At 72.7% G+C, this 24,950-nt stretch carries 20 protein-coding genes; 9 read left to right on the plus strand and 11 right to left on the minus strand.

The window, feature by feature from the left end; translation table 11 throughout:
* Positions 1-4 precede the first annotated feature (4 nt).
* From ACZ5ID_RS02440 to ACZ5ID_RS02455, 4 genes are read right to left on the minus strand one after another with little or no spacing between them, the layout of a single operon-like run.
* On the minus strand, positions 5-1,369 hold the full coding sequence (locus ACZ5ID_RS02440; RefSeq protein WP_468892688.1) for a GH1 family beta-glucosidase: 1,365 nt from the start codon (positions 1,367-1,369) through the stop codon (positions 5-7).
* Between the two features lie 35 nt (positions 1,370-1,404).
* Positions 1,405-2,262 (minus strand): carbohydrate ABC transporter permease, encoded by an 858-nt coding sequence (locus ACZ5ID_RS02445; RefSeq protein ID WP_468892690.1) that lies wholly within the window; start codon positions 2,260-2,262, stop codon positions 1,405-1,407.
* The gene (locus tag ACZ5ID_RS02450) at positions 2,249-3,271 is read right to left on the minus strand and encodes a carbohydrate ABC transporter permease (RefSeq protein ID WP_468892692.1); all 1,023 of its coding nucleotides are present in this window, start codon (positions 3,269-3,271) and stop codon (positions 2,249-2,251) included. Before ACZ5ID_RS02450 ends, ACZ5ID_RS02445 begins: the two co-directional genes overlap by 14 nt.
* 8 nt (positions 3,272-3,279) lie before the next feature.
* Positions 3,280-4,593, minus strand: a complete 1,314-nt coding sequence (locus ACZ5ID_RS02455) for an ABC transporter substrate-binding protein (protein ID WP_468892693.1) — start codon at positions 4,591-4,593, stop codon at positions 3,280-3,282.
* 148 nt (positions 4,594-4,741) lie between these two features.
* Between ACZ5ID_RS02455 and ACZ5ID_RS02460 the strand changes: the two genes are divergently transcribed.
* Entirely contained in the window at positions 4,742-6,124 is a 1,383-nt protein-coding gene (locus tag ACZ5ID_RS02460; RefSeq protein ID WP_468892695.1) for an ROK family transcriptional regulator, read from the plus strand.
* A gap of 51 nt (positions 6,125-6,175) precedes the next feature.
* Here the strand turns inward: ACZ5ID_RS02460 and ACZ5ID_RS02465 are convergent, their stop codons facing one another.
* Positions 6,176-7,240, minus strand: coding sequence for a LacI family DNA-binding transcriptional regulator (locus tag ACZ5ID_RS02465; RefSeq protein ID WP_468892697.1), 1,065 nt, complete (start codon positions 7,238-7,240; stop codon positions 6,176-6,178).
* Between the two features lie 227 nt (positions 7,241-7,467).
* On the opposite strand from ACZ5ID_RS02465, the gene ACZ5ID_RS02470 reads away from it, so the two are divergent.
* The gene (locus ACZ5ID_RS02470) at positions 7,468-9,645 is read left to right on the plus strand and encodes a discoidin domain-containing protein (protein ID WP_468892699.1); all 2,178 of its coding nucleotides are present in this window, start codon (positions 7,468-7,470) and stop codon (positions 9,643-9,645) included.
* A gap of 85 nt (positions 9,646-9,730) precedes the next feature.
* On the opposite strand, the gene ACZ5ID_RS02475 is transcribed toward ACZ5ID_RS02470, so the two are convergent.
* A complete protein-coding gene (locus ACZ5ID_RS02475; RefSeq protein ID WP_468892701.1) occupies positions 9,731-10,357 on the minus strand; it encodes an LAETG motif-containing sortase-dependent surface protein in 627 nt (208 codons plus the stop codon).
* A 463-nt stretch (positions 10,358-10,820) separates the two neighbouring features.
* Here ACZ5ID_RS02475 and ACZ5ID_RS02480 point away from each other — a divergent pair, with 463 nt between their 5' ends.
* Positions 10,821-12,206: a family 2B encapsulin nanocompartment shell protein gene (locus ACZ5ID_RS02480; RefSeq protein ID WP_468893153.1), complete on the plus strand. Its 1,386-nt coding sequence runs from the start codon at positions 10,821-10,823 to the stop codon at positions 12,204-12,206.
* On the plus strand, positions 12,193-13,509 hold the full coding sequence (locus ACZ5ID_RS02485) for a SufS family cysteine desulfurase (RefSeq protein ID WP_468892702.1): 1,317 nt from the start codon (positions 12,193-12,195) through the stop codon (positions 13,507-13,509). Before ACZ5ID_RS02480 ends, ACZ5ID_RS02485 begins: the two co-directional genes overlap by 14 nt.
* Before the next feature lie 37 nt (positions 13,510-13,546).
* Here ACZ5ID_RS02485 and ACZ5ID_RS02490 read toward each other — a convergent pair whose 3' ends face one another.
* Positions 13,547-14,077 carry a response regulator gene (locus ACZ5ID_RS02490; RefSeq protein ID WP_468892703.1) on the minus strand — a complete coding sequence of 177 codons (531 nt, stop codon included), beginning with the start codon at positions 14,075-14,077 and terminating at the stop codon, positions 13,547-13,549.
* A 296-nt stretch (positions 14,078-14,373) separates the two neighbouring features.
* On the opposite strand from ACZ5ID_RS02490, the gene ACZ5ID_RS02495 reads away from it, so the two are divergent.
* From ACZ5ID_RS02495 to ACZ5ID_RS02515, 5 genes are all read left to right on the plus strand, one after another.
* Positions 14,374-15,174 carry a uracil-DNA glycosylase gene (locus ACZ5ID_RS02495; RefSeq protein ID WP_468892705.1) on the plus strand — a complete coding sequence of 267 codons (801 nt, stop codon included), beginning with the start codon at positions 14,374-14,376 and terminating at the stop codon, positions 15,172-15,174.
* Positions 15,175-15,349: 175 nt separating this feature from the next.
* A complete protein-coding gene (locus tag ACZ5ID_RS02500; RefSeq protein WP_468892706.1) occupies positions 15,350-15,853 on the plus strand; it encodes a hypothetical protein in 504 nt (167 codons plus the stop codon).
* 133 nt (positions 15,854-15,986) lie between these two features.
* On the plus strand, positions 15,987-16,127 hold the full coding sequence (locus ACZ5ID_RS02505) for a hypothetical protein (protein ID WP_468892708.1): 141 nt from the start codon (positions 15,987-15,989) through the stop codon (positions 16,125-16,127).
* The gene (locus tag ACZ5ID_RS02510) at positions 16,124-16,852 is read left to right on the plus strand and encodes a GNAT family N-acetyltransferase (RefSeq protein ID WP_468892709.1); all 729 of its coding nucleotides are present in this window, start codon (positions 16,124-16,126) and stop codon (positions 16,850-16,852) included. The genes ACZ5ID_RS02505 and ACZ5ID_RS02510 overlap by 4 nt, the downstream gene beginning before the upstream one ends.
* Before the next feature lie 114 nt (positions 16,853-16,966).
* Complete coding sequence (locus ACZ5ID_RS02515) at positions 16,967-17,404, plus strand: STAS domain-containing protein (RefSeq protein ID WP_468892710.1); 438 nt, start codon at positions 16,967-16,969, stop codon at positions 17,402-17,404.
* Here ACZ5ID_RS02515 and ACZ5ID_RS02520 read toward each other — a convergent pair.
* The 4 genes from ACZ5ID_RS02520 to ACZ5ID_RS02535 all read right to left on the minus strand — a co-directional run bounded on the left by ACZ5ID_RS02520 (position 17,367) and on the right by ACZ5ID_RS02535 (position 24,854).
* On the minus strand, positions 17,367-20,414 hold the full coding sequence (locus ACZ5ID_RS02520) for an alpha-mannosidase (protein ID WP_468892711.1): 3,048 nt from the start codon (positions 20,412-20,414) through the stop codon (positions 17,367-17,369). The two genes, ACZ5ID_RS02515 and ACZ5ID_RS02520, sit on opposite strands and share 38 nt — an antisense overlap.
* 60 nt (positions 20,415-20,474) lie before the next feature.
* Positions 20,475-22,556, minus strand: a complete 2,082-nt coding sequence (locus ACZ5ID_RS02525; protein WP_468892713.1) for an endo-beta-N-acetylglucosaminidase — start codon at positions 22,554-22,556, stop codon at positions 20,475-20,477.
* Between the two features lie 120 nt (positions 22,557-22,676).
* Complete coding sequence (locus ACZ5ID_RS02530; protein WP_468893155.1) at positions 22,677-23,927, minus strand: glycoside hydrolase 5 family protein; 1,251 nt, start codon at positions 23,925-23,927, stop codon at positions 22,677-22,679.
* 81 nt (positions 23,928-24,008) lie between these two features.
* Positions 24,009-24,854, minus strand: coding sequence for a carbohydrate ABC transporter permease (locus ACZ5ID_RS02535; RefSeq protein ID WP_468893156.1), 846 nt, complete (start codon positions 24,852-24,854; stop codon positions 24,009-24,011).
* Positions 24,855-24,950 lie beyond the last annotated feature (96 nt).

Genomic DNA, 24,950 nt, shown 5'->3' on the forward strand with positions numbered 1-24,950 from the left:
GGGTTCAGGCCACGTGCGGGGCGCGACCGCGGTGTTCGGCGATGATCCGCGCGTACTGGCGCCCGCTGCCCTTCACCGTGCGCCTCTGCGTCGCGTAGTCGACGTGCACCAGGCCGAACCGTTTGTCGTAGCCGTACGCCCACTCGAAGTTGTCCAGGAGCGACCAGGCGTAGTACCCGGCGAGCGGGGCGCCCCTGCGGGCGGCGCGGGCGCACGCGGCGAGGTGCTCGCGCAGATACCGCACCCGCTCGGGGTCGTGGACGGTGCCGTCGTCGGTCACGGCGTCGGGGAAGGCCGAGCCGTTCTCGGTGACGTGGATGCGGCGGGCCCCGTAGTCGTCGGTCAGCCGCATCAGCAGGGCCTCGATACCGCTCGCGTCGATCTCCCAGCCCATGCCGGTGCGCGGCAGCCGGGGGCGCGGGACCTGGCGGGCGAAGGGGAAGGGGCCGTGCGGGTCGTCGGCGACGCGCACCCCGAAGTAGTAGTTCAGGCCCAGCCAGTCGAGCGGCTCGGCGATGGCGTCGAGGTCGCCGGGGCGCTCGGGCAGGTCGACCCCGTACACCTCCCGCATGTCGGCGGGGAAGCCCCGGCCGTGCACCGGGTCCAGCCACCAGCGGTTGGTGTGGCCGTCCATGCGGCGGGCGGCGGCGAGGTCGGCGCCGGAGCCGGAGGCGGGCTCGACGGTCGAGAGGTTGTTGACGATGCCGACCCGGGCGCCGGGGGCTTCGGCGCGCAGCGCCCGGGTGGCCAGGCCGTGGCCGAGCAGCAGGTGGTAGGAGGCGCGGACGGCGGCGGTGATGTCGGTCAGGCCCGGTGCCATCCGTCCTTCGAGGTGGCCGATCCAGGCCGAGCACAGCGGCTCGTTGAGGGTGGACCACAGCGGGACGCGGTCACCGAGTTCACGGGCCGCGACCGAGGCGTACGCGGCGAAGTGCTCCGCGGTCTCGCGGGCGGGCCAGCCGCCGCGGTCCTGGAGGGCCTGGGGCAGGTCCCAGTGGTAGAGCGTGGCGTTGGGGGTGATCCCGGCCTCCAGGAGGGCGTCGACCAGGCGGGAGTAGAAGTCCAGGCCGGCCCGGTTGACCGGTCCGTCGCCGCCGGGGAGGATGCGCGGCCAGGCGAGCGAGAAGCGGTACGAGGTGACGCCGAGCTCCTTCATCAGCGCGATGTCCTCCCGCCACCGGTGGTAGTGGTCGCAGGCGGTGTCGCCGTGGTCGCCGCCGTCGGTCTTCCCCGGGGCGTGCGAGAAGGTGTCCCAGATCGAGGGGCCCCGGCCGTCCTCGGCCACGGCTCCCTCGATCTGGTACGCGGAGGTGGCCACGCCCCAGGCGAAGTCCTCCGGGAGGGCGGCGAGGTCGATGGGCTCGGTCACGAAAGTCCTTTCGTCAGGGTGTGGCTGATGGCCCGTCACTTGACGGCACCGGCGGTGAGCCCGGCCACCAGATAGCGCTGGAGCAGCAGGAATCCGGCGACCACCGGCACGCTGACGACCAGCGAGGCGGCCATGACCTGGTTCCAGTACACGTCGTTCTGGGTGGCGTAGCCCTGGAGGCCCACGGCGAGGGTGCGGGTGGTGTCGTTGGTCATCACGGAGGCGAACAGGACCTCGCCCCACGCCGTCATGAACGCGTACACCGCGACCGCCACGATGCCGGGGACCGCGGCCGGGACCACCACCCGCAGCAGCGCGCCCAGCGGGCCGCAGCCGTCGGCCATCGCCGCCTCGTCGAGGTCGCGCGGGACCGAGCCGAGGTAGCCGATGAGCATCCAGATGGAGAACGGCAGCGAGAAGGTGAGGTAGGTGAGGATCAGTCCGCCGCGCGAGCCGTAGAGGGCGACCCCGGTGGTGTTGCCGACGTTGACGAAGATCAGGAACAGCGGCAGCAGGAAGAGGATGCCGGGGAACATCTGGGTGGACAGCACGGTCACGGTGAAGACCCGCTTGCCGCGGAAGCGGTAGCGGCTCACCGCGTACGCCGCGAGGACCGCGACGACGACGGACAGCACGGTCGCCGCGCCCGCCACGATCAGCGAGTTCACGAAGTACTTGGCGAGCGGGACGGTCTTCCAGATGTCGAGGTAGGGGCGGACGGTGAGCCCGCTGGGCAGCCAGCGGAACCGCCCCGACACGTCCTTCAGCGGCTTCAGGGAGCTGCTGGCCATCACATAGACGGGCAGCAGCACGAAGGCGGTGAGCAGGGTGAGGAAGACCCGGCGGGCCAGGACGAAGGAGCGGGGCAGTGCGGTGGGGCTAGCGCCGGCCATCGGCGGTCTTCCTTCCCCGGGAGGTCAGCAGGAGGTAGACGGCGGTCACCACGAGGAGGAAGAGCAGCAGCAGGACCGACATCGCGGCGCCGGTGCCGAAGTTCCAGGTGATGAAGGACGACTGGTAGATGTGGATGGAGATGAGGTCCGCGGCCTTCGGCGCCGAGCGCCCGAACAGCACGTACGGCGTGTTGAAGTCGTTGAACGTCCACAGGAACAGCACCAGGACGAGGACCTGGTTGACCGGCCGGAGCGAGGGCAGGGTGATCCGGCGGATCCGCTGCCACATCCCGGCGCCGTCGATGGCGGCGGCCTCGTACAGCTCCTGGGGGATGTTCTGCAGTCCGGCCGTGACGATGAGGAAGGCGAACGGCCAGCCCTTCCAGACCGAGACGGTCAGCAGCGCGACGAAGCTGTTGTCGCCGATCAGCCAGAAGGAGCGCTCGCCGCCGAGTCCGAGCTGGTCGTACAGGACGTGGTTGACCAGCCCGTTGTCGCGCTGGAACATGAACGCCCAGGTGATGACGGCCGCGTAGACCGGCAGGGCGTACGGGACGAGGAAGAGCGCGCGCAGCAGGCCCCGGCCGCGGAAGCCGTCCTGCATGAAGACCGCCGCGGCCGTGCCGAGCAGCCAGCACAGCGCCACCGAGGCCACCGTGAACAGGCAGGTGGTGACGAAGGAGTCGAGCAGGTCCCTGCCGACGGGCGCGGAGAAGTCGACGGAGATCCGGTAGTTGTCGAATCCGGTCCAGGGCGCGGTGGACCAGTCGCGGATGTAGAACTGGGTGAGCGTCTTGAAGCTCATCACCGCGCCGATGGCCATCGGCACCAGATGGACGAGGAGTTCGAGGGCGAGGGCCGGGAGCAGGAGCAGATAGGGCAGGCTCGCCCGGCGGACGCGGCCGGGGGCGCGGGAGCGGCGGCGGCCCGGGTGCGGCGCCGGCCGCTCGCCGTGCTCCGGCCGCGTCCGCGTGCCGGGGGCCGGGGGCGCGGGGGTCGACGGGGTCACGGGGGCGCTCACTTGGGCATCTGCTGCTGGGCCTTGGCCAGGGCCGCCCTCACGGACTCGGTGGTGACGGCCCGGCCGGCCGCCGCGTCGGCCCACAGGCCCTTGACGGCGGTGCCCACGGCCGTCTCGAACTGGGATTCCTCGGGGACCTGCGGCAGCGGGGCGGCGCTCTTGAGCAGGGTGTCCTTGAGGACGGAGGTGTCGGGGGCGCCGAAGGCGGGATCCTGCTGGGCGGCCTTGACCGGCGGGATCGAACCGTAGGTCCTGTTGAGGATCTTCTGTTCCTCGTCGCTGGTCATGAACTTCACGAACTTCAGGGCGCCGTCGCGGTTGCGGGTGTTCTTGAAGACGGAGATGTTGATGCCCGCGACCATCGAGTTGACGTTCCTGGCGGTGTCCGGGGTCCCGGCCGGGACGGGCACCGGCGCCACGCCCCACTCCTCGGGCTTCATGCCCTGGGCGGCGAAGGTGGAGGCGGCGGCCTGCCACAGCACCATGGCGGTCCTGCCGGTGGAGAAGTCGCGCAGCGACTGGTTCTGGGCGTACTCCGCGTTGCCCGGCGCGACGATCCTGTCCTTGGCCATGAAGTCGACGTACTGCTTGACTGCGGCGACCGCGCCGTCCGAGGTGAAGGTGGGCTTGCCGGCCGCGTCGAAGAAGTCGGCGCCGTGCTGCTTGCCCAGCACGAACACCTGGTGGATGTTGTTGGCGAGGTTGGCGCCCTCGGCGCCCAGCCCCCATCTGCCGTCCTTGGAGAGCAGCTTGCCGTCCGCGACCAGCTCGTCCCAGGTCGCGGGCGGCCTGGCTATCCCCGCGTCGGCGAACATCTTCTTGTTGTAGTAGAGCGCGTACGACAGCGAGTACAGGGGGACGGCCGCCGGGTCCTTGTCCGGGGCCCCGGCCGCGGCGACCGCGGAGTCCGCGAACCGGGCCCGGCCGCCGATGGCGTCGAACGCCGCCCGGTCCCACGGCAGGAGCGCGCCGGTGGCCTGGAGCGAGGCGGACCAGGTGTTGCCGATATTGAGCACGTCGGGCCCCTGGCCGGAGGTGGTGGCGGCGAGGATGCGGTTGAGCAGGTCGGACCAGGGGACGACCTCCAGCTTGACCTCGATCCCGCTCCGCTGTTCGAACTTCTTCAGCTCGGCGTTCAGGATCTTCTTGTCCGCCTCGATGTTCGGCCCCTGGTTGGACGCCCAGTACGTCAGGGACTTCGGGGAGTCGTTGCCGCCTCCTCCCGTGGCGGAACCGCCCCCGCAGGCACTCGCGGTGGCGGCGAGAGCGGTGACGGTCGCGAAGGCAGCCGCGGCTCGGAGTCTGCGCATGGCGGATCGCCCCTTTCCGGGGTTCCAGAGGTGCCGGGTTCAGGTCTTGAACGGATTCACGCCTTAATTTAGGACGTGAGTTAAGACCCGAGAGAAGGTCGCGTCAAGGCCCCGCGCGACGGTATGTTGCACGCAGGGAGGGAGCCATATGGCCATGCCGAACAGACGAACCGTTCGTGACCTGCGGCGCGACAACCGGACCGCGGTATTGCAACGGTTGTATTTCGACGGCCCCACCAGCCGTCAGGCGCTCGGCCCCGCCACGGGCCTGAGTTCAGGATCCATCAGCAACGTGGTCACCGAGCTCGCCGCCGAAGGGCTCCTTCAGGAGGCGGGCGTCGTCGACTCGGACGGCGGCCGTCCGCGCACCCTGCTCCGCGTCACCCCCGACAGCGGCCACCTCATCGGGGTGGACGTGGGCGAGACCCGCGTCCGCGTCGAGCTCTTCGACCTGGTGATGAGCGAACTGGCCCGGGCCGAGCTCACCTTGGCCCCGGGCGGCTACGACGTGGACCACATCGTCGGACTCATCCGCGACGGCGTGGCCACCGTCCTGCGCGGCGCCGGCCTCGCGCCCGAACGGCTGCTCGGCATCGGCGTCGGAGTCCCCGGCATCGTCGACCGCACCGGCACCGAGGGCGCGGTGGTGCACGGGCAGACCGTCGGCTGGGACGCGGTCCCCCTGGAGGCCCTGCTGCGTACCGCGCTCGCGGACGAACTCCCGCCCGGCTTCCGCCTCTTCGTGGAGAACGGCGCCAAGACGCTCGGTCAGGCGGAGATGTGGTTCGGGGGCGGACGCGGCGCCCAGGACGCGGTGATCGTGCTGTTCGGCTCGGGCGTCGGCGCGTGCATCGTCTCCGACGGGCAGATCTACGGGGGCGCGCACAGCAGCGCCGCCGAGTGGGGCCACACCACGGTCCATGTGCGCGGGCGGCGCTGCCGGTGCGGGGCGCCGGGGTGTCTGGAGGCGTACGCGGGCGCGGAGGCGCTGGTCGCCCGCTGGCGCGAGGCGGGCGCGGTCCTGCCGGACGGTATCGCGGAGGAGGCGGCGGTGTCGGCGCTGGTGGCGGCGGCCTATCCGGACGCCGACACCCGCCGGGAGGGCGGCGCCGGGGCGGACACCCGGTCCGGCGGGAACGCGGGGGACGACGCCCGCCGCTCCCCCGACCCGGTGGCGCGGGCCGTGCTGGACGAGACCGCCGAGTACCTCGGCGCCGGACTCTCCGACCTCATCAACCTCTACAACCCCGAGCGCATCCTCGTCGGCGGCTGGGCGGGCCTCCAGCTCGGCCCGTACATCCTGGAGTCGGTGCGCGCACACGCCACCGCCTACGCCCTGCGCCACCCCGCCGAGCGCGTCACCATCGAGCTGGGGCGGCTCGGCCCCGACGCGGTCACCGTGGGGGCCGCGACCCTGCCCCTGGCCGACTTCTTCGCGCGCGGCGGCCACCGCGCGCCGGGCGGGGAGGCGCCACCCGTCGCCGAACAGCCCGGCTGGCGGGCCTCGGTCGAGGAGCGCGCCGCACGCTGACCCCCGCACCGCCGGGGCCGCTCAGGCGGACTCCCGTACCACCAGGGTCGCTCAGGCGGACTCCCGCACCACCAGCTCCGGCGCGAAGACGACCGAGGTCACCGGGCGTGCGGGCGCCTCGATGTGCTCCTGGAGCAGTCTCGCCATCTCCGCCGCCATCTCCTCCACCGGCTGGCGCACGGTGGTGAGGCCGAGGCGCCCGGAGGTCGCCGCCGCGCTGTCGTCGAAGCCCACCACGGCCACGTCGTCGGGAATCCTCCTGCCGTGCTCCCCCAGCACCTGGCAGGCGCCCCGCGCCATCACGTCGTTGCCGACGAACACCCCGTCCACGTCCGGGTGTTCGGCCAGCAGCCGCGCCATCGCCTCCTCGCCGCTGCGCTGGGTGAACCGCCCCTCGACGATCGGTACGTACGGCCGGCCCCGCAGCGCCATCACCTCCCGGAACCCGGTCAGCCGGTCCTGGCCCGCCGGCACGTCCAGCGGTCCCGTGATCGTGGCGGGCCGCCGGCAGCCCCGGGCGAGCAGCCGCCCGGCCGCGAGCCGCCCCCCTGCCACGTGGTCGAGGTCGACGTGGGTGAGCGGCACCGGCCGCGCCGGGCGGGCGAAGAGCACCGCGGGCAGCCCGGCGGCGGCGACCAGCGCGGGCAGCGGGTCCTCGCCGTGCGCCGACACGATCAGGGCGCCGTCGGCGCTGCCCTGGCGCAGATACTGGACGACCTGCTCCCGGTCGGCGGGGGTCTCGGCGAACATCAGCACCGGGTGCGTGCCGCGGGGCCGCAGGTAGGTGACCACCCCGGCGACCACCCGGCCGAAGAACGGGTCGGCGAAGACCCGGGCGGCGAACGCGTCCGGCCCGTCGTCCTCGGCGGGGCCGCCGTCCACACCCGACACCACCAGGGCGATCGTCCCGGCCCGCCGGGTGACGAGCGAGCGGGCGGCGCGGTTGGGCGCGTACCCGGTGGCCTCGACGGCCCTGCGCACGGCTTCCTGGATGGCGGGGTCGACGTTGCGGACGCCGTTGACGACACGGGACACCGTCGCCCGGGACACCCCGGCGACCCGCGCCACGTCCTCCAGGGTGGGCGCCCCGGTGTGCTCCCGCAGATCTCCGCTCATGGCGGCACTGTACGGGGAGAGCGCTCCCCCGGCAGCGGCGCCCGGCCCCCGGGACGGACCCTCCGGGCCCTCGGACGCGTCGGCCGATGAACCGGTGGATTGCCCCAACAACCGTTCCACGTACAACTCTTGACGTGTTCGCATCGCCGGAGAACCATCTGGGTGCAGCCGGAGAGCGCTCTCCCGTATCCCCCCCGCTCGCCCCCACGACCCAGGATCGAGGCTCGATGCACGCTCCCCCCGCCGGTTCGCCGGTGTCCCCAGGATCCCTCGCACACCCCCGCCGGCTCGCCGCCGCCGTGGCCGCCGCCCTGGTGGCCGCGCTGCTCCTGTTCGTCCCCGCGCCCGCCGCCCACGCCGACCCGCCGCCGCTCTCCCAGGGCCGGCCCGTCACCGCCTCCAGCCAGGAGAACGGCTCCACCCCGGCCGCCGCAGCCGTCGACGGCGACCCGGGAACGCGCTGGTCGAGCGCGTTCTCCGAGCCGCAGTGGATCCAGGTCGACCTGGGCGCCCCGGCCGCGCTCGGCAAGGTGGTCCTGAAGTGGGAGGCGGCGTACGCCAGGGCGTACCGCATCGAGCTCTCCACCGACGGCACCGCCTGGACCACGGCGTACTCCACGGCCAACGGTCCCGGCGGCACCGAGACCCTGCCCGTCTCGGGCACCGCCCGCTACGTACGGATGTACGGCACGGCCCGCGCCACCCCATACGGGTACTCCCTCTGGGAGTTCCAGGTGTTCGGCAGCGGCGGGGGCACCCTGCCCGGCGGCGGTGACCTGGGCCCCAACGTGCTGGTCTTCGACCCGTCGACCCCCGACATCCAGGGCAGGCTCGACCAGGTCTTCCGGCAGCAGGAGTCGGCGCAGTTCGGCACCGGCCGCTACGCCCTTCTGTTCAAGCCCGGAACGTACAACGGCCTCAACGCCAACCTCGGCTTCTACACCTCGATAGCGGGTCTCGGCCTCAACCCCGACGACACGACCATCAACGGCGATGTGACGGTGGACGCGGGCTGGTTCAACGGCAACGCCACCCAGAACTTCTGGCGGTCCGCCGAGAACCTGGCGCTCAACCCCGTCAGCGGCACCGACCGCTGGGCGGTCGCCCAGGCGGCACCCTTCCGGCGGATGCACGTCAAGGGCGGACTGAACCTGGCGCCCAACGGCTACGGCTGGGCCAGCGGCGGCTACATCGCGGACAGCAGGATCGACGGCACGGTCGGACCGTACTCGCAGCAGCAGTGGTACACCCGTGACAGCTCGGTGGGCGGCTGGACCAACGGCGTGTGGAACATGACCTTCTCCGGGGTCCGGGGCGCACCCGCGCAGAGCTTCCCCAACCCTCCCTACACCACGCTCGACACCACTCCGGTCTCCCGCGAGAAGCCGTTCCTCTACCTCGACGGCAACGACTACAAGGTGTTCGTCCCGGCCAAGCGCACCAACGCGCGGGACGTGTCGTGGGCGTCGGGCAGCACGCCGGGCACCTCGCTCCCGCTCGACCGGTTCTACGTGGTGAAGCCGGGCGCGAGCGCGGCGACGATCAACCAGGCGCTCGCCCAGGGCCTCAACCTGCTCTTCACGCCCGGGATCTACCACGTCGACCGGCCGATCGAGGTCAACCGGCCCGACACGGTCGTCCTCGGACTGGGGCTCGCCACGATCGTGCCGGACAACGGTGTCACCGCGCTGCGGACCGCCGATGTGGACGGGGTGCGGCTGGCGGGGCTCCTGATCGACGCGGGTCCGGTCGAATCGCCCGTGCTGCTCCAGGTCGGGCCGCCCGGGGCCGGCGCCGGCCACGCGGCGGACCCGACGACCGTGCAGGACGTGTTCGTGCGGATCGGCGGGGCGGGCGCGGGCCGGGCGACCTCCAGCATGGAGATCAACAGCGACGACACCATCGTGGACCACACCTGGCTGTGGCGCGCCGACCACGGAACCGGCGTCGGCTGGGACACCAACCGGGCCGACTACGGCCTGACCGTGAACGGCGACGACGTCCTGGCCACCGGTCTGTTCGTCGAGCACTTCAACAAGTACGACGTGCGGTGGAACGGCGAGCGCGGCCGGACGATCTTCTTCCAGAACGAGAAGGCGTACGACGCGCCCAACCAGGCCGCCGTGCAGAACGGCGGGGTGCGCGGGTTCGCCGCGTACAAGGTGGCCGATTCGGTCACCACCCACGAGGGCTGGGGGCTGGGCAGCTACTGCTACTACAACGTGGATCCGACGATCGTCCAGGACCACGGCTTCGAGGTGCCGGACCGGCCGGGTGTGCGTCTGCACGACCTGCTGGTGGTCTCCCTCGGCGGGCAGGGGCAGTACGCGCACGTCGTCAACGGCACCGGGGCGCCGACCTCGGGCACCTCGACGACGCCGTCGACGGTGGTCTCGTACCCCTGAGGCCGCCCGGCGCCGAGGCGTGACGCGCGACTGCGCCGGTGGTCCCACGAGGGGTCACCGGCGCAGTCGCCACGGGGTGAGCGGGTCAGTGCCGGGCCGGGCGCCGACGGCGCGCGGCCCAGACGATGCCGCCGCCCGCGATGAGCACGGCGCCGCCCATACCGGCGACGAGCGGGGTGGAGCTCGACGAGCCGGTCTCCGCGAGGTTGGGGCTCGGCTGGGGCGCGGGGGCCGCCGGCGCGGACGTGCTGGGCGCCGGGGCCGGCTTGCTGGGCTTGGCCGACGGGGTCGGGGTCGGCTTCGACGGCTTGGACGGCTTGCCCGACGGGGTGGGTTTGGTCGGGGGCACGGTGTCGCAGACGGGGGACGTCTTGGTCTCGTCGCGCGAGTACTGGTCGCCGTCGCCCGCCTTCACGATGAGCCGGAGCGTGAGCTCCTTGTCGTGGGCGGGGAGCTTGAGGTCCTTGTGGAACTCGCCCTTGAACTGCTCGGTCGGGAGCAGGTCCTTGCCGTCCGCCGTCTTGATGGTCACGGTGTTGGTGGCCTGGCGGGAGTAGCTGGTGAGGTCGACCGACACGGCCGAGCAGGTCACCTTCCAGACGGGGGTGTGCGCCTGTGCGGGCAGCGCGCTGAGGCCGACGCCGAGGAGCCCCGCGGCGGCTGCCCCTATCAGCGCTCCACGACGACGCGCCGTTCCTCTGATCACGGTCACAGAATCCTCCACTGTTCCGTACCGCCCCATTGGCGGTGCGCGCACAGTACCGCTCCCGTCCCACGGCCGAGCAGCGGTCCCCCACATCACTCGTCTCACCTGTCCGGTTCCCGTCGGCTCCCCTACCCGATCCAGTCGGCATAAGGGGGACTTTCAGGAGCTCAAAGAGTCCCGATCGGGGCATATCCCGCCTTTTCCGGGGGAGTTGACTATATTTCAACGAATCCGGAAATGGCGTTCCGTTCCCGCTCCTACCGGAACCACCAGGAGGACCCCCGGGAGAACCCGTCCTTCCTCTTCCGGGCTTCGTTGACCGAGGGAACGGATTCCGGCCGGGGGGCTCCGCACGCCGTCGAATGGCGCCTTGTCGGCCTGCCCGCGGCGAGCGGACGATCGGTCCTCGTTCCTGTGCGGCGGCCCCTCCCGGCCGCCGCACCACCTGTCCTCCAGGAGGTATCCCGTGGTGAACGACCGGATGTCCCTCAGTCCCGACGCGGCACGGCAACTCGCCACCGCCACCAAGACCGCGCCGCAGATGCGCGGCATCACCCCGCGCTATCTGCTGCGCGCGCTGCCCTGGGTGGACGTCGAGTCCGGGGTCTACCGCGTCAACCGCCGCCGCACCTTCGTGCTGGGCGACGACCGGATCACCACCTACGCGGACGACGACGGCGCCCACCGGGTCGTCCCGGGCGATCTGCGCGAGATGCCGTACTTGGCCGACGCCGACGAGGCCCTCCTGACCGAGCTGGCCGGTGCGTTCACCGAGGTCACCTTCGAGGCCGGGCAGGTCCTGGTGCAGAGCGGCGACCCCGCCGACCGGCTGTGGGTGATCGTGCGCGGCCGTGCCGAGAAGCGTATGACCGGACGGTACGGCGAGGAGGCACTCCTGGAGGTCATCGGCGACGGCCAGTTCTTCGACCTCGGCAGCTGGACCCGCTCCGAGCCGATGCCGTACCGCGTGCAGGCGCTCACCCCGGGCGTGGCCCTGGTCGCCGAGCGCGGGGCGCTCGCGGCCCTGACCGACCGGGACGCGGGCGTCCGCGCCGCGATGGACGACTACTCCGCGGGGAACCACCTGGTGCCGGGCGCCGAGGTGCCGGTGGACCTGTCCTCCGGCCATGTGGGCGAGCCGGATCTGCCGGGCACGTTCGTCGACTACGAGGACGCGCCGCGCGAGTACCACATGACGCTCGCGCAGACCGTGCTGCGCGTCCACACCCGGGTCGCGGACCTCTACAACGGGCCCATCGACCAGACCCGGGCGCAGTCCAACCTCACCGTCCAGGCGCTGCGCGAGCGGCAGGAGGCGGCGCTGCTGAACCACCCCGAGTTCGGTCTGTTCAACAACGTCCCGGCGGGCCAGCGCGTCCAGTCCCGCACCGGCTCGCCCACTCCGGACGACCTCGACGAGCTGCTCGCCAAGGTGTGGAAGCAGCCGGGGTACTTCCTCGCGCACCCGCGGGCGATCGCCGCGTTCGGCCGTGAGTGCACCCGGCGGGGTGTGCCGCCGGTCACCGACACCCGGTTCGGCAGCCCGCTGCTCACCTGGCGAGGGGTGCCGCTGCTGCCCTCCGACAAGGTCCGCTTCCACGGCGGGCCGGGCTCCGGGACGACCGAGATCCTGCTGATGCGGATGGGCGAGGCGGAGCAGGGCGTGGTCGGCCTGCGCCCCTCCCACGTCCAGGACGAGATCGAACCGGGCCTGGGGATGCGGAACATGGGCACCGACCAGAAGGGCATCACCTCGTATCTGATGACCGCCTACTTCAACACGGCCGTGCTGGTGGAGGACGCCGTCGCCGTCCTCCAGAACGTCGAGGTGTCCAACTACCATGACTATTCCTGACCTCACCCGGCAGCTGCCCGAGGCGCCGGCGGCGGGCCCGCCCGCGATGTCCCGGCAGTCGGCCGCCGCGCCCCGGCCGCAGGGCGCCTACTCCGCCGAGACCGCCCGCCAGGACTTCCCCGTCCTGCACCGCACGGTCAACGGCCACCCGCTGGTGTGGCTGGACAACGGGGCGACGACCCAGAAGCCCCGCCAGGTCATCGAGGCGCTCGCCGCGTACTACGGCACCGCCAACTCCAACATCCACCGCGGCGCCCACACCATGGCCCGCGAGGCCACCGAGGCGTACGAGGCGGGGCGGGCGGCGGTCGCCCGGTTCCTGGGGGCGCCGGACCCGGCGAGCATCGTGTTCGTCCGCGGCACCACGGAGGCGGTCAACCTGGTCGCCCAGAGCTGGGGCCACGACAACCTCGGGCCCGGCGACGACATCCTCGTACCGGTCCTGGAGCACCACTCCAACATCGTCCCCTGGCAGATGGCGGCCAGGCGGACACGGGCCCGGGTGGTGCCGGTCCCGCTGACGCCCGAGGGGGAGATCGACCGGTTCGCGTACGAGGACCTGCTCTCCTCGCGGACCCGGCTGGTCGCGCTCAGCCATGCCTCCAACGTCCTGGGCACCGTCCCGCCGGTGCGGGAGATGACCGCGCTCGCCCATCGGTACGGGGCGAAGGTGCTGGTGGACGGGGCGCAGGCGGTGGCTCACTTCCCCGTGGACGTGACGGAACTGGACGCGGACTTCTACGCGTTCTCCGGTCACAAGCTGTTCGCCCCGACCGGCATCGGCGCCCTCTACGCCAAGCCGGAGGTCCTGGCGGACATGCGGCCCTGGCAGGGCGGCGGCAACATGATCGACTCGGTGGACTTCGGCCTCACCACCTTCGCCCCCGTCCCGCACCGCATGGAGGCCGGCACCGGGAACATCGGCGGTGTGATCGGGCTGCTGGCCGCGCTGGACTGGCTCGGCTCCTTCGACCGCGACGCCGTCACGGCGTACGAGGAGGGGCTGATGGCTTACGCGCAGCAAGCCATGGCCACCGTGCCCGGTCTGGACCTGGTGGGCGCCGCGCCCGAGCGGATCGCGGTGCTGACGTTCACGCTGGCGGGCCATGACCCGGCGGCCGTCGCCGACTGGCTGGACCGCGACGGGATCGCGATCCGCGCGGGCCACCACTGCGCCCAGCCGGCGCTGGCCCACTACGGGCTGGAGTCGGCGGCCCGGGCCTCACTGGCGCTCTACAACACGTCGGAGGAGGTGGACCGGCTGGTGGCTTCGCTGCACCGGCTCCAACAGACGTCCGGCTGAGAGCCGTCGGGCGCGTGGGCCGACCGGACGGCAGACATCAACGTCTGTCGTCCGTCACCCCCTTGATCCCATCCCCCCTCACCCGCACCGCCCGCCACGGCGGACGGTGCGCCTGCGGCGGGACGGTCGGCAGGGGCGGCGCGGGAGCGCCCAGCGAGTCGAGACGGCGCCGCAGCAGCTGGTTCTCCGCATACAGATCGGCCAGGACACGGACCTTGGAACGCACCGCCCACGGCTCCACCGGCTTCACCAGGAAGTCCGCGACGCCGAGGTGGTAGGCGCGGGCCGCGAGGTCGTCGTCGCGGCCGATGCCGGTGACCAGGATGACCGGCAGACTCCGGGTGTGGTCCAGGCGTTTGAGGTACTCGACCACTTCGAGGCCGTCCATCCGCGGCATCAGCACATCGAGCAGGATCACCGCTATCCCACCGCGCAGCACGGTCTTCAGCGCCTCGTCCCCGCTGCGGGCGCACACTATCGGGCGACCCACGGGACGCAGCACACTCTCCATGGCGAAGAGGTTGTCCTCACGGTCGTCCACCACGAGGATCTTCCACGAACTGTCCACGTCCCAACCACACTCCCCTGCAGCCGGACCTTCACAGTAGTGCGCGCCGGGGCCGGGCGCAGGAGGCCCCCGGTACCTGCCAACGGCATCTGCGTCCGCGTCGCGGGGGCCCCGGCGCGGGGGTGCCGGGCGTCTACGGGCGTCCGCCAGCGCAAACGGAATTTGCACCCGCGGCCCCGCGCGTCCGGCGGTTCACCGCAGGCGAAAAACTCGGCCGGTTGTCACTCCTTCTTGCGGCGGCTTCTCCGCGCCCCGGCGAGACGGCGGGCGCGGGCCCGGTCCCCTAGCGTGGGGTCATGGACAAGACGCGCGGGACGACGGGGCCGGATGGGGCGAGGGCGGCGGCGGTGGGACCGGACGACGCGGCGTTCCCCGCGCACCGGGCACCGCGCTGCCGCAGTCTCGACGCGCTGGACGCGCAGGTGATCCGCTGCCGGGCCTGTCCACGGCTGGTCGCCTGGCGCGAGGAGGTCGCCGCGACCAGGCGGGCGGCCTTCCGGGAGTGGGAGTACTGGGGGCGGCCGGTGCCCGGCTTCGGGCCCCCCGACGCGACGATCGCGGTCGTCGGCCTCGCCCCGGCCGCGCACGGCGGCAACCGGACCGGCCGGATGTTCACGGGCGACGCCTCCGGCGACTTCCTCTTCGCCGCGCTGCACGAGGTGGGGCTGGCCAACCAGGCCGAGGCCACCCACGCCGGGGACGGCCTCGAACTGCGGGGCGTACGGCTGGCGGCCCCGGTGCACTGCGCGCCGCCGGACAACAAGCCGACTCCCCAGGAGCGCGACAACTGCCGCCCCTGGCTGGCGGCCGAACTGGAACTGCTGGGACCGGGGCTGCGTACGGTCGTGGTGCTCGGCGCGTTCGGCTGGCAGGCGCTGCTGCCGGTGCTGAGCTCGGCCGGCTGGCAAGTGCCGCGCCCCCGGCCCCGGTTCGGCCACGGCGTCCAGGTGGTGCTGGACGCCGCCGAGGAGGGCCACCCGCCGCTGCGGCTGCTCGGCTGCTACCACCCCAGCCGGCGCAACACCTCCACGGGACGGCTCACCCTCCCCATGCTCGTCGACGTGTTCCGCGAGGCGGCGCGCCTGTCGGGCCTGTGAGTCGGTCGCGTACGGGAACGGTCTTCTACGGTCCCGCAAAGGTTGAACGTTGACCGAAGAACCGGCTCCCGGCCGCCGCTCATGGGCTCTCACCTGCCCACATCGCGTCCCTCGCGACCCGGGTGTGTGATGGAAGGGTTGGTCACGAGGGGCGGGAGCGACGAAAGGAGCCGGTATGGACACCGGACGGATACGTCGAGCGGCCACCGCGGCCCTGTTGTCGTGCGGTCTGGCCCTGGGCGGCTTCGCCACCGCGGCGGCGGCGGCCCCGGCCCACGACCCGGGCGACGGCCACGATCACGGCCAGGGCAACGGCTGGTCCTGGGACACCCGCATCAGCGGCTGGATCCGTGAGGACCACGGCGGCGGATGGCGCTGGGACGACCACCGCTCCGACGGGAACTGGGACGACCACCACGGCGGTCACTCCCGGGACCACCACGACGGCGGCCGGGTCTGGGGCACGGTCACCTCGCGCATCGAGCTGAACGTCCGAGACAACCCGAGCCTGAACGCCGGCGTCACCGTCGCCCTCAGCCCGGGCAGCAAGGACCGTATCGAGTGCAAGACCCATGGCTCGAACGTCGACGGGACCTCCACCTGGTACTGGCTGAGCCATGCCCACGGCTGGGCCAGCGCCGCGTTCGTCCGGGCGAGCGGCGACGTGCCGGACTGCTAGCCGTACGGACCCCGCCGGGGGGAGGAGCCTCGCGGCGGGGCGGGTGGACCGTGTGGAGCGAACCGTGTGCGCTCCCGGGAATAGCGACACCGGGAGCCGCCTTGGAGCTGCTGAGAGAACGAGGAGTCGGCAGATGCCCAAGGCGTACGCGTACACCCGCCGCGGCGGTCCCTGGACCGGGATGTCCGGTCCGGGGACCGAGGCGTTCATCGAGCGGGAACGGCCGAGCCCGGACCCCGGCCCGGCGCCGGCCCCGATCGGGGCGGCGGCGTGAGCGCACCGCATCCCCTCGACAACCCCGCCCGTTCCTCCCTCACCGGCCCGCACGCCCACTTCGCCGAGCGGCGGGGGCGGGTGCTGCGCTATCCGCCCGAGGTGACGCCGTGGCTGGCGCTCCCGGACGACCCCGGGCCCGAGGACTGGACCGATGTCGCCGCCCTGGCCGGGCCGGACGGGGAGGTGCCGTTGCTCGGGACGAGCCTGCTGCCGCCCCCGGGCTGGGAGTTGACGTTCGAGGCCGACGGTGTGCAGCTCGTGGACGACACGGTCGCCGCCCGGCCGTTCCCCGAGGCGGTCACGCTGACCGCCGCCGATGTGCCGGAGATGATGGACCTGGTGGAGCGGACCCGGCCGGGCCCCTTCCTGCCGCGCACCATCGAACTGGGCGCCTATCTGGGCGTACGCAGGAACGGCGTTCTGGTGGCGATGGCCGGGGAACGGCTGCACCCGCCGGGCTGGACGGAGATCAGCGCGGTCTGCACCGACGACGCCTTCCGGGGCCAGGGCCTGGGCACCCGGCTGATCCTGGCGGTCGCCGCGAACATCAGGGACCGCGGTGAGCGCCCCTTCCTGCACACCGGTGCGCGCAACACCGGCGCCATCCGTCTCTACGAGGCCCTGGGCTTCCGGCTCCGCCGTACCACGCGGTTCATGTCGGCCCGTGTACCGGACGGCCAACTGGCAAGCGCGAACAGCTCACTTCACTCGATCGAGTGTTGAAACGGTCGTGTGAATTGTTTCTGCACTTCCGGCACTCTGGGCAGCGTCTAACGTTCCCCCCGGCGGCCTCAGCCCCCGGTCGCCACGTCCACCGTTGCCTGTGGGGGAGGGGCAGTGCGCCGCAATGAACACGTCGAGGAAAGCCCGCGCGAACTGGTGCCGGCCTCCCCTCGGCACCACGAGAAGCCGCTCCTCCGGGTCCGCACGCAGGCCGGAGTGACCGTCGCCGAGCTGCACGGCGAGATCGACATCCAGGCCGTCCAGTCCCTGCGACCGTGCCTGGACACCCTCACCGGGGACGGGGTGGGCACGCTGGCCCTGGATCTGCGCCCCGTCCGGTTCCTGGACTGCTCCGGTCTCGCCCTGCTGGTGCGCGCCCACCGCCGGGTGACCGAGCGGGGCGGCTCCTGGGCGCTCGTCTGCGACCATCCGCTGACGCTGCGGATCCTGCGGATCACCGCCCTCGCGCCCGCCCTGGGGCCTGCTCCCACGCTGGAACAGGCCCTGGACTCCGTCAGGCCGCCGGCCGGCTCCGCCGCAGCCGAAGAGTGACCAGCTCGAAGGGGCGCAGCGCCAACCGCACCGCCCCCTCCGCCAGTTCATGGCGCGGCCCCTCGGCCAAGGGGCGTTCCAGCAGGTCCGTAGCCACCACCGCGTCCGCCTCGAACCCCGGGGTGAGCCGGGCCGACGCCCGGCCGCCCCTCGACTCGTAGAGCCGTACGACCACGTCGCCGCTCCCGTCGTCGGCCAGCTTCACGGCGCTCACCACCACCGCGTCCTCGTCGACCGACACCAGCGGCGCCACCTCCGCGCCGCCCGCGACCCGCCGCTCGGGCAGATTGACGCGGTAGCCCTCGCGCACCGCCTCCCCGATGCCGGCCCCCGGCACCAGCGCGTGCCGGAAGCGGTGCGGCCCCTGGTCGGTCTCGGGGTCGGGGAAGCGGGGGGCGCGCAGCAGCGAGACACGGACCGTGGTGGTCGTGCCCGCGCCCTCGGCGGCGTCGCGCACGGTCCGGGTCACGTCGTGCCCGTAGGTGGAGTCGTTGACGAGGGCGACGCCCCAGCCCGGCTCCTCCAGATGGACGAAGCGGTGGTTGCACGCCTCGAACTTGGCCGCCTCCCAGCTGGTGTTGGTGTGGGTCGGCCGGTGGACATGGCCGAACTGGGTCTCCGACGCGTACCGCTCGGCGTGGATGTCCAGCGGGAACGCGGCCTTGAGGAACTTCTCGGTCTCGTGCCAGTCGACCTCGGTGTCGATGTCCAGGCGCTTGGCGCCGGGGGCGAGGGTGAGCAGCTGGGTGACCCGGGAGCTGCCGAAGGTGCGGACGACCCTGACGGTGGCCGCGTCGGCGTCCTCCACCGCCACGAGCTCGTCGAGGTCCGTCAGATCCGTCACCGTGTTGCGGTAGAAGGCGTCCACGTCCCACGCGTCCCACATGTTCGGGAAGTCGGGGTGGATCTGGAGGAGGTTGGCAGCCTTGCCGGGGGCGATCGACTCGCGCCCGGCGCCGATGTCGTACGCGGACACCACGAGCCCCCGGGCGTCGATCTCCACCGACAGCAGCCCGTTGTCCAGGACGAAGCCGCCGTGCTCGCGCGGGACTACGCGGCTCACGCCGGTGCGCGCGGCGGGCGCGGCGCCGCCCGCGGCCACGCCGTCGCGCGCGTGGGGGGCGGAGTTGAAGACCAGGGTGGTGCCCGGGGCGCCGTCACCGGCGAGTGCCCGCTGCGCGCCCTCGATGATCTCGTTCAGCTCCTCGGCGACCGCCGCGTACGTCTTCTCCGCCTCGCGGTGCACCCAGGCGATGGAGGAGCCGGGCAGGATGTCGTGGAACTGGTGCAGCAGGACGGTCTTCCAGACGCGGTCCAGCCGCTCGTACGGGTACGGGAAACCGGTGCGCACGGCCGCCGTCGCGGCCCACAGCTCGGCCTCGCGCAGCAGGTGTTCGCTGCGCCGGTTGCCCTGCTTGGTCTTCGCCTGGCTGGTCAGGGTGGCGCGGTGCAGCTCCAGATAGAGCTCGCCCACCCACACCGGCGCGTTCGGGTACTCCGCCTGCGCCTTGGTGAAGAACTCCGCCGGGCTCTCCCACTCGACGGTCGCCGAGCCCTCCAGACTCCGCAGCCGGGCCGCCTTGGCGACCATCTCCCGGGTGGTGCCGCCGCCCCCGTCGCCCCAGCCGGTGGGGGCCAGCGAGTGCCTCGCCGCGCCCTTGTCCTTGAAGTTGCGGGCGGCGTGGGCGATCTCGCTGCCCTTCATCGAGCAGTTGTAGGTGTCGACGGGCGGGAAGTGGGTGAAGATCCGGGTGCCGTCGATGCCCTCCCACTGGAAGGTGTGATGGGGGAACTTGTTGGTCTGGCTCCAGGAGATCTTCTGGGTGAGCAGCCACTTGGCGCCCGCCGCCCTGATGATCTGGGGCAGCCCGGCGGCGAAGCCGAAGGTGTCCGGCAGCCAGGCCTCGTCGTTCTCGACGCCGAACTCCTCCAGGAAGAAGCGTTTGCCGTGCACGAACTGACGGGCCATCGCCTCCGAGCCCGGCATGTTGGTGTCCGACTCCACCCACATGCCGCCCGCGGGCACGAACCGGCCGTCGGACACGGCCTTCTTCACGCGCGCGTAGACCTCCGGCCGGTGCTCCTTGATCCACGCGAACTGTTGCGCCTGGGACATCGTGAAGACGAAGTCCGGCTCGTCCTCCAGGAGCGCCGTCATGTTGGAGGTCGTACGGGCCACCTTCCGCACGGTCTCGCGCAGCGGCCACAGCCACGCCGAGTCGATGTGGGCGTGCCCCACCGCGCTGATGCGGTGGGCGGTCGGCCCGGCGGGCACGGCGAGGACGTCCGCCAGCTCGGCGCGGGCGGCGGCGGCGCTGCCGCCCACGTCCTGGAGGTCCACCGCGTCCAGCGCGCGCCCCACGGCCCGCAGGATGTCCCAGCGCCGGGCGCCCTCCACCGGCAGCTCGTGCATCAGCTCGCCCAGGACCTCCAGGTCGAGGACCAGCTCCCAGACGGTCTCGTCGAAGACGGCGAGGTCCATGCGGGCCAGCCGGTACTGCGGCTCGGTGCCCGCCGTCTCCTTGTCGCCGAGGGGGGTCGGCACGAAGGGGTGGTAGTCGAGGACGACCGGGTTGGACGCGGCCTCGATGTGCAGCCGCACCTCCTCGCCGCCCACCGCGGGCGCGCCGATCCGCACCCACTGGTTGCGCGGGTTGAGCCCCTTCACCGGGGTGCCGTCGGGGCGGTAGACCAGGCCTTCGCACTGGAAGCCCGGCATGTTCTCGTCGAAGCCGAGGTCGAGGAGCGCCTCCACGGTCCTCCCGGCCCACTCGGCCGGTACGGTCCCGGTCACCCGGAACCAGCTGGTGCCCCAGGGAGCGCCCCAGGCGTCCCCGACCGCGATCGGCGCGGGGTCCTGGGCCAGCCCCTCGGCGACCGGGACGGGCTCGTCCGGCGCATGCCACACCGCCACTTCCAGCGGGACGGATTCGGGGTACACGGCGGGGCGGATGCGCTCGTCGAGGACGCGCCTGAGGCGGGCCTCGACCAGGCTGCGGTCGTCATGCATGAGGGTCTGCTCCGTGGGTCGGGGGCCGAGCGGGGGGTGCGGGTGCGGCGGGGGCGGATGTCACCAGGAGTGGACGGTGGTGGCCGGTGCGGAGGCGGTGTAGAGCTCGTCGACGGCCCGAATCTCGAACCGTGCCGAGCGTTCGCCTCCTTCCGGCTCCAGTGCGGGAACGAAGAAGGCATTCCCGCACGTTCCCCCGAGGAAGCGGCGGTTTCCTCCCTGGAGCACCCGGTGCAGTTCGTAGTGGCGCACCGCGCCGGGCGACGGGTGCCACGCGAAGCGCAGCGAGGTGCCCCCGGCGCCGGTCGCCGAGCCGGTGACGCGTGCCCGGGTGGGCGCGGGCACGGGTGCGGCGGCCCGGTCGCGTACCGCCAGCGCGCCCAGGCGCCAGGTGGCCCGGCCGTGCGCGGTGAGGCGGACGCCGAGTGAACGCACGGTGCCCAGGCGTCCGTTCACGCGTGGGACGGCATGCGCCGGCAGGTTCGGGGGCAGGGTGTTCAGCCGCAGGGCCGTGGTGGTCCATCCGGCGCCGCCCGCCGTCAGCCGGCCCGCGGGGAGGTAGACGTACGGGACCGGTTCGCCCGGTCCGGCGGGCTCGCGCAGGGCTATGGCGAGCTCGACCGTGACCGTGCCCGCGTCGGCCCGGTGGGTGAGCTCGACGACCGTGGAGCGGGACAGCGGCAGCCGGGTCGCGTGGAGTTCGACCGAGGCGGGGGCGTCGAAGTCACCGTCGACCAGCAGACTGGAGCCGCCGCGCCAGGCGTCGGCGAAGTCGAGGGTGACGGCCGGCCGGCGTCCGGCCGAGCGGACCACCCAGCGGCGGCCCGGCAGCCGGTCCTGGAGGCCGAGGTGGTTCCACTCGGCGGCCGAGACCACCTCGCCGTCCTGGTACCAGCGCAGCCCGTGCCCGGTGTTGAAGGAGGTCGCGAACGGCAGCCGGTCGACCGTCGAGCGGTCCGCGACGACCGTCGCCGGGGCGCGCCAGCCGTCCGTGTCGGGCTGGGAGGGGTCGAGTGAACGGCCCGTCCAGAAGCGGTCGTCGGCCGCGTGGAACTGCCCGGGCGTACGGCTCTCGGGCGGCAGTTGGTTCCGCGTCCACTCGGGCCGGTAGAGGCCGTAGGAGACGGTGTGCGGCCGGTCCCGGGGCACGATGGCGTCCCAGTCCACCGGGGTGTTCCATCCCCGGGCCTCCACATCGACCCCGGCCCACAGCTCGTAGCGGTCGCGGCCCAGCCGCCGCGCCAGGTCGCCCGAGGCCGCCAGGCTCCGCGGCGACCAGCGGAAGTCCACGAACATCGCGTCGGCGGTGCGGAAGAAGTCCTGGTTGCGGCCGTCGAGCGCGCCCTGCCAGCCGACCGAGCCGTCGATGGTCATCGCGTCGTACCAGGTGATCCGCAGCCCGGCGGTCTCGGCGCGCTTCTTGAGGTCGGTGACGAAGGCGAGCATCTCGGCGCCGAGGGCAGCGTCGCCGCCGTCGGTCTCGGCGTTGACGAACCAGCCGTCGAAGCGGTGGACGGTGGCGACCTCGACCAGCTTCGCGGCCAGCGGGAAGCGGCCGAGCGCGTCGCGCCGCACCAGATCGCGGGTCCACCTCAGTTCGCCGCCCCAGGCGGTCGGCGGCAGGAAGACGGTGCCGAGCACGGGCACACCGTTGCGGTGGGCCGCGTCGACGATCGGCGCGTTGGGCGCGAGGATCAGCCCCTCCCCCGCCGAACCGCCCCAGAAGACCAGTTCGTCGAGGTAGGCCCAGTGGCTGAGCGCGTAGTAGTCGGCGGTGGGCGCGCCCTGGGAGGGGTTGCCCGCGGTGTGCTCGAAGGAGACGAGCGCCTGGACACGGGCCTGGCCGCCGCGCGCGGTCCGGTTCACCGGGACCGGGGTGAACCGTGCGGCGAGCGGCACGGAGGCGGTGTTGAAGGCGAGGTCCTCGTCGTCCTCGGCCCGCCAGTCCTTCAGACTGCGCCAGGTGATCCCGGGGCCGGGCGTACCGGAGGGCAGGGAGTCGGGGTACCAGTAGGAGGCGTGGGGCTGGAGCTCGGGGGCCGGGCCTTCGGCGGCGCGGGCGGCGACGGACGGCAGCGCGAGGGCGGCGGCGGTCCCGACGCCGGTGAGGACGACGGAACGACGGGTGGGAAGCTGACGCATGGGTGACTCCGTTTCAGGTCGAGGGATAGTGGGAGGGGCACACACCGGTCGGCCCGAAGGGGCGCGGGGAACCGGGCGACCAGCCCCTGACCGGCCCGCAGCCGGACGACCGCGCTCGCCCTAGCGCACCGCACCGGGCCTCACCACCTCCTTGATCCCCCGCAGCGCCAGGTACTCCTCGTCCTCCGCCCGGCCGGCCAGCACGACGGCCGGCCGCACCCCGTCCGCGACGAGCCGGGCGTACGCCTCGAAGACCGGCCCCCTCGGCGCGCACACGGAACGGCGCGGTGCCAGGACCTCGTCTCCCACGTCCACGACGAGCGCCGTGGTCCGGGGCGCGGGCGCGTGTACCCTTCCGCGCCACTCCCGGGCGAGCAGGGCCACCATGGACCCCGCCGGTTTGACGCGCCCGTCCGTGGTCAACAGCCCCAGGCTGTACTCCAGTTCGGGGAAGTCCGCCAGCGACCGGTCCACGTCGTGGGAGCACCACCAGGTGATCCCCCACAGATCCGCGCAGTCCAGCGCGTTGACCACGGTCGCCTCGGTGAACGCGGCGGCGTGGGCGGCGGGGATCAGCGGCGCAGGCGCGCCGACCTCCTGGAGCCACACCGGCCGGTGCGGATCGTCGGCCCAGGCCTTCGACAACTCGGTCAGGTACGCGGCGTGGTGCTCGGTGGCCGTGCCGGTGCGTCCGTGTGCCTGGGCCGTACCGTTGAACACCCAGGAGTGCACGGTGGTCATGGCGCCGAGCCGGGCGGCGTGCGCGGGCGTGAAGGGCTGGTCGTCCTGGTACCAGGCCGCGTCGTACCCGGCGTGCACATGGGGCCTGCCGGGGGCGCCCTCCTCGCAGGCGGCGAGCATCCGCCCCAGCCACGCCCCGGCCTGCGCGGGGGTGATGCGGTCGGGGTCGGGGTGCGGGCCGGACGCGAACTGGTTGATCTCGTTGCCCAGTGTCATCCCGATGAAGTTGGGCCGGTCCGCGAGGGCCCCGGCGAGGGTGCGCAGCAGCGCCGCCTGCCCGTCGAGCACGTCGGGGTCGGTGAAGATGTTGCGCCGGTGCCAGGTCTGCGTCCAGGCGGGCAGGAAGTCGAAGCTGGACAGATGGCCCTGGAGGCCGTCGACGTTGACGTCGAGGCCGCGTTCGCCCGCCGCGTCGGCGAGCTGGACCAGCTGTTCGACCGCGCGCGGCCGTATCAGGGTGCGGTTGGGCTGGAAGTACGGCCACACCGGGAAGACCCGGATGTGGTCGAGGCCGAGCGCCGCTATCGCGTCGAGGTCGGCGCGTACGGCGTCGAGGTCGAAGTCGAGCCAGTGGTGGAACCACCCCTGGCCGGGTGTGTAGTTGACGCCGAAGCGCACGGCGGCAGGCATGCGGGCCTGTGCTGAAGGCATGCGGGTCCGTTCTGTGGGCGTGCCGCGGGTGGAGGAGCCGGAGGTCGGGGAGGCCGGGGCTCAGCCCTTGACGGCTCCCTCGCCGACGCCGCGGAAGAAGTAGCGCTGCAGACAGGCGAAGAGCGCGATGAGCGGGGCGACGGCGATGACCGTGCCGGCCGCGACGAGCCGTTCGTCGTTGGCGAAGGTGCCGTGCAGGTAGTTCAGGCCGATGGTGAGGGTGAAGCGGTCCGGGTCGCTGAGGACGATCAAGGGCCACAGGAAGTCGTCCCAGGCGCCCATGAAGGCGAAGATGGCGACCACGGCGAGGGTGCCCTTGACGGCGGGCAGGGCGATCCGCAGATAGCGCTGCCAGGCGCTGGCCCCGTCGACGTAAGCCGCCTCCTCGATCTCGTACGGGAGGTTGCGGAAGGCGTTGCGCATCAGCAGGACGTTCATCGCGCCGATGGAGCCGGGCAGCAGGACCGCGACGAGGGTGTTGTTGAGGCCGAGCTCCCGCATGGTGGTGAACTGGGCGATGATGATGCCCTCGACGGGGACCAGCATGGCGAGGACGAACGCGAGGGCGGCGGCCCGGCGGCCCCGAAAGCGCATCCGGGCCAGGGCGTAGCCGGCCAGCGAGGCGCCGACGCAGTTGGTGACGACGTTGGCGGCGGCGACCTTCAGCGAGTTCAGGGCGTAGTCCCAGACCGGGATGGTGTCGGCCACGCGCGTGTAGTTGCCGAGGGTCGGCTCGCCGGGCAGGAACCGGGGCGGGGAGCTGAAGATGTCCTCGTGCGGCCCTTTGAGCGAGGTGGACAGCTGCCACAGGAACGGGCCGACGGTGAGGGCCAGTACCGCCAGGAGCAGGGCGTAGCGCACCAGGAGCTGCCAGAGCGGGACGCGGCGTCCCTCCGCGTCGGTGATTCCGCGCGCGCGGGGTGCGGCGGGCCCCGATCGCGGCCGGGACCCGGCGTCGGTGCCGGTGCCGGTGCCGGTGCCGGTATCGCTCTCGGTGTCGGT

The sequence above is a fragment of the Streptomyces sp. NPDC031670 genome, from assembly GCF_055580545.1.

Coding starts and splice junctions, on each gene's coding strand:
- ACZ5ID_RS02455 (WP_468892693.1), bottom strand. CDS start 4,593: ATGCGCAGACTCCGAGCCGCGGCTGCCTTCGCGACCGTCACCGCTCTC.
- ACZ5ID_RS02470 (WP_468892699.1), top strand. CDS start 7,468: ATGCACGCTCCCCCCGCCGGTTCGCCGGTGTCCCCAGGATCCCTCGCA.
- ACZ5ID_RS02520 (WP_468892711.1), bottom strand. CDS start 20,414: ATGCATGACGACCGCAGCCTGGTCGAGGCCCGCCTCAGGCGCGTCCTC.
- ACZ5ID_RS02485 (WP_468892702.1), top strand. CDS start 12,193: ATGACTATTCCTGACCTCACCCGGCAGCTGCCCGAGGCGCCGGCGGCG.
- ACZ5ID_RS02495 (WP_468892705.1), top strand. CDS start 14,374: ATGGACAAGACGCGCGGGACGACGGGGCCGGATGGGGCGAGGGCGGCG.
- ACZ5ID_RS02505 (WP_468892708.1), top strand. CDS start 15,987: ATGCCCAAGGCGTACGCGTACACCCGCCGCGGCGGTCCCTGGACCGGG.
- ACZ5ID_RS02465 (WP_468892697.1), bottom strand. CDS start 7,240: ATGAGCGGAGATCTGCGGGAGCACACCGGGGCGCCCACCCTGGAGGAC.
- ACZ5ID_RS02500 (WP_468892706.1), top strand. CDS start 15,350: ATGGACACCGGACGGATACGTCGAGCGGCCACCGCGGCCCTGTTGTCG.
- ACZ5ID_RS02530 (WP_468893155.1), bottom strand. CDS start 23,927: ATGCCTGCCGCCGTGCGCTTCGGCGTCAACTACACACCCGGCCAGGGG.
- ACZ5ID_RS02525 (WP_468892713.1), bottom strand. CDS start 22,556: ATGCGTCAGCTTCCCACCCGTCGTTCCGTCGTCCTCACCGGCGTCGGG.
- ACZ5ID_RS02445 (WP_468892690.1), bottom strand. CDS start 2,262: ATGGCCGGCGCTAGCCCCACCGCACTGCCCCGCTCCTTCGTCCTGGCC.
- ACZ5ID_RS02460 (WP_468892695.1), top strand. CDS start 4,742: ATGGCCATGCCGAACAGACGAACCGTTCGTGACCTGCGGCGCGACAAC.